The organism is Dietzia sp. DQ11-44, from assembly GCF_014145205.1.
Taxonomy (GTDB): Bacteria; Actinomycetota; Actinomycetes; order Mycobacteriales; family Mycobacteriaceae; genus Dietzia; species Dietzia natronolimnaea.
Map to the genome: position 1 here is coordinate 1 of NZ_JAALEC010000736.1, position 3,823 is coordinate 3,823.

The following is a 3,823-nucleotide window of genomic DNA, read 5'->3' on the forward strand; positions in this document are numbered from 1 at the left end:
TGTCGACGACGACCGGTGCGACCGCGGCGTGGGCGGTGGGTTCCGGGGTCTCAACGGGTGTGGTGGATTCGACCCGGGCGTCCGGATCGGCCGCCCCGTCTCCGGCCACGGTGGCCGGGGTGAACTTCTCGTAGTAGAAGTGTGTGACCTCCAGGCCCTCGGTGTCCAGGAAGGTCCGGACGGACTCCACCATCGGCGGCGGACCGCACAGGTAGATGTCGGCCGTCCCGTCATGGAGGTGCTCTGGCCGGATCAACCCGGTGACGTATCCGGTGTTCGGGAACGCCGTGGCCGGGTCGGACACGACCAGGTCCCACGTCATCCCCGGCAGCCGTGTCGTGTAGTCGTCGAGCAGATCGGTGCACACCACGTCGGTGTCGCGTGACGTGCCGTAGACCAGGTGCACGGGCCTGTCCCCGGAACCGGCGACGGCGAGGCTCTCCAGGATCGACAGGACGGGCGCGAGTCCGGTGCCCCCCGCGAGCAGGAGCAGCGGTCGCGGTGACTCGCGCAGGAAGAAGCTGCCCATCGGGCCCGTGAGGTCGAGCCGATCGCCCACCGTGCACCGTTGCGCCAGGTACTCGGACATCGCGCCGCCCGGGGCGTACTTGATGAGGAACGACAGGCGGTCGTCGTCCGGGCCGGTCGAGAACGAGTACGAGCGGACCTGGTCGGTGCCGGGAACCGAGACGTTCACGTACTGCCCCGGCAGGAACGCCAGGGCTCCACGGTCGTCGAGCTCCACGGTCAGCGCGAACGCGCCCTCGGCCAGGCGCTCGACCGCCGTGACGGTCGCCGGGTGGGCGGCCGCGGTCGTCTTGGCCACGTCCGAGGTGGTGGGGATCTGGACCACCAGGTCCGAGCGGGGGACCATCTGGCACGGCAGGCAGAATCCGGCCTCGGCCTCGGCAGCGGTGAGTGCGTCGTCGATGTAGTCGCCGCCGTCGAAGTCTCCCGACTCGCACAGTGACTTACACGTGCCGCATGCTCCGTCGCGGCAGTCGAGGGGGATGTTGATTCGGGCCTTGTACGAGGCGTCGGCGACGGTTTCCGACGGGCCGCATGTGATGAAGCGCGTCACACCGTCCTCGAAGCCCAGGGCCACCTGGTAACTCATGGGATCTCACTTCTTGTCGCTGGCATGATCGACCGCACTGGGCGGTCCGGTGATCGTCGACGCCCCGGTGGGGCGGACTCGTGGCAACGCGGGTCACACCATGTAGACGTCCACGATGTGGTGGATGTAGTCGTTCTTGAGGACGACCTTCTTGTACGTGATCAGCGGGGTCTCCCCGGTGACGTCGAGGGTGTAGAAGGACGTCCCGAAGTACTGGTCGGTGGTCTTGTAGCGGACGTACGAGGAGAGCCAGTTGAAGCGGACGTCGACCTCGCCGGGTCGCCTGTCCGTCACCTCGATGTTGCTGATGAGGTGGCCCGTGCGGGGTTCCGGGAGGGAGGTGGACGACGACCGGTCGGTACGGATGCGGAACACCCGGTCCTCGATGCCGGCCCGGTTGGGATAGAAGATGAGCGAGATCTCGGAGTAGGGGTCCGTGGTGAGCTCGCCGTCGTCGTCCCACGCGGGCATCCAGTACATCGCGTCCTCGCGATAGCACTCGATCCATGCTTCGAACTGCCGGTCGTCGAGAAGGCGGGCCTCGCGGAAGAGGAAGGCGGAGATCTCCTCGACGGAGATCGACGCCACCGCCGGTTCAGATACTGAGGGTGCGGACATGATCGGTCCTTTCGTGGGCGTGGGGAGGAGGGGGCGCGGGTCAGATCAGCGCGGGTCAGATCAGAGGGAGGCGGACGCGGCGACGCTCTGCGCCACCCCGTTCTTCCCCGCCTCGGCGGCGGCGCGTTCCTCCGCCTCCAACGCGCGGCGCATGGTCTCGAGCCAGTACCCGTGCTGTACCGGGTACAGGCCCTCGTCCTCGGTCTTGGCGCCGGAGGAGAGCACGTTCTCCATCCCCAGACCTCGGGCGGTGGCATCGGGTCCGGCGACCTGGTGCGTGGATCCGCGGGTCATGTCGTTCCACGGTGCGGCGCCGGCCAGGTAGGTCTTTTGGCAGGAGCGGAACTCCTCCAGGTCGTCCGGCGTCGCCATGCCCGTCGCGTTGAAGAAGTCCTCGTACTGGCGGATCCGGGCGGCGCGCGCCTCGGCGCTCTCGCCCTTGGGGGCGATGCAGTAGATCGTCACCTCGGTCTTGTCCACGGAGATCGGCTTGAAGTGCCGGATCTGACTGGAGAACTGGTCCATCAGGTAGACGTTGGGGTAGAGGCACAGGTTCCGGGAGGCCCCGACCATGAACTCCGCCTTCTTCTCGCCGATCTGCTCGGCCAGTTCGTCCCTGCGCTCCCACAGCGGACGATCCTCGGGGTTGCCCCACCACATCCACAGCAGCAGGTGGCCGTGGTCGAACGACCAGTAGCCGCCTCCCTGCTTGCCCCAGGTGCCGGCGTCCATGGCCTTTGTCTCGTTCTTGGATTCACCGGAGCCCCGCCGGGCGGTGGTGGCCGCGTAGTTCCAGTGGGTCGCCGAGACGTGGTATCCGTCCGCACCGTTCTCGGCCTGGAGCTTCCAGTTGCCGTCGAAGGTGTAGGTCGAGGACCCACGAAGTACCTCCAGGCCCTCCGGGGACTGGTCGACGAGCATGTCGATGATGGTCCGGCTGTCACCGAGGTGTTCCTCGATCGGCAGCACGTCGGGGTTCAGGCTGCCGAAGAGGAACCCGCGGTAGTTGGCGAACCGGGCCACACGGCGAAGGTCATGTGAACCGCCGGTATTGAACTGCTCCGGATAGCCGGCGTCCCGCGGGTCCTTGACCTTCAGTAGCTCACCGGAGTTGGAGAAAGTCCACCCGTGGAAAGGGCAGGTCAGAGTGGTGCGGTTGTCGGTCTTGCGGCGGCACAGCATCGCCCCGCGGTGCGAGCAGGCGTTGATTAGGCAGTTCAGCTCTCCGTCCCTGCCGCGGGTGATCATGATGGGCTGGCGGCCGATGTCGGTGGTGAAGTAGTCGCCGATGTTCGGGATCTGGCTCTCGTGCGCCAGGTAGACCCAGTTGCCCTCGAAGATGTGCGTCATCTCGAGTTCGAACAGCTCCTCGTCGGTGAAGATGCGACGGTTCGCGCGGATGACGCCCTCGGCGGGACGGTCCTCGAGAGCGGTGTCGAGAGTGTGCTGCAGATGGTCGAGTCGATCGGACATCGAGTGCTCCTAGCGGGGTCGGGGCGGGCCACCACTCAGGCGACCTGGTGCCGTGATGACCCCAACGGTGCCTGACTGTGGGACGAGTCACACTAGGGGTTTGCCTAGTCGTGCCTAGGTGTCAGTTGTTCGCACCGCGAACAGCGAGGCCGCATCCGGACGCTCATCTGCGGGAACGTGCTCGGGAGGCGCGAAACGCGCACACGGAAGCCACTACAAACGTATAGAAGGGTGATTGACGACACACCCGCGGCGGGGGCACAGTGAGGGCATCGGCCGACGGGGATCCCGAACCGGGACATCGTCCACCGGCCCGATCCAGTCCCCCCACTCACGCAGGGAGCGTCATGAGCACCACCGCTGTCCCCACCACCGCTGTCCCCACCACCGCAGTCCCCACCGCCTCCGGTTCCGGTAGCGCCGCCACCGACAAGTTCAAGGGCAACCGGGTCGGGTCCGACACCTCGCCCGAGCGCGCGGCCGCCATCTACAAGGACGTGCTGACCAAGCTGTCCGAGGTCATCTACCAGCACGAGGTGACCTACGACGAGTACCGCGTCCTCAAGCAGTGGCTCATCAGCGTCGGCGAGGGTGGCGAGTGGCCGCTGTGGCTCG

4 protein-coding genes are annotated in these 3,823 nt (G+C 66.8%); 1 reads left to right on the top strand and 3 read right to left on the bottom strand.

From position 1 onward, the window contains the following. The 3 genes from benC to benA all read right to left on the bottom strand — a co-directional run. Positions 1–1,117: benzoate 1,2-dioxygenase electron transfer component BenC (gene benC / locus G6018_RS16565; RefSeq protein ID WP_182640226.1), on the bottom strand; the 1,117-nt coding region annotated here is incomplete at its 3' end. Between the two features lie 93 nt (positions 1,118–1,210). Further along, positions 1,211–1,735, bottom strand: coding sequence for a benzoate 1,2-dioxygenase small subunit (benB, locus tag G6018_RS16570; protein WP_179524919.1), 525 nt, complete (start codon positions 1,733–1,735; stop codon positions 1,211–1,213). Positions 1,736–1,795: 60 nt separating this feature from the next. Then, a complete protein-coding gene (benA, locus tag G6018_RS16575) occupies positions 1,796–3,208 on the bottom strand; it encodes a benzoate 1,2-dioxygenase large subunit (protein ID WP_179524920.1) in 1,413 nt (470 codons plus the stop codon). A 347-nt stretch (positions 3,209–3,555) separates the two neighbouring features. Between benA and G6018_RS16580 the strand changes: the two genes are divergently transcribed. Continuing rightward, positions 3,556–3,823: dioxygenase (locus G6018_RS16580; protein ID WP_277817797.1), on the top strand; the 268-nt coding region annotated here is incomplete at its 3' end.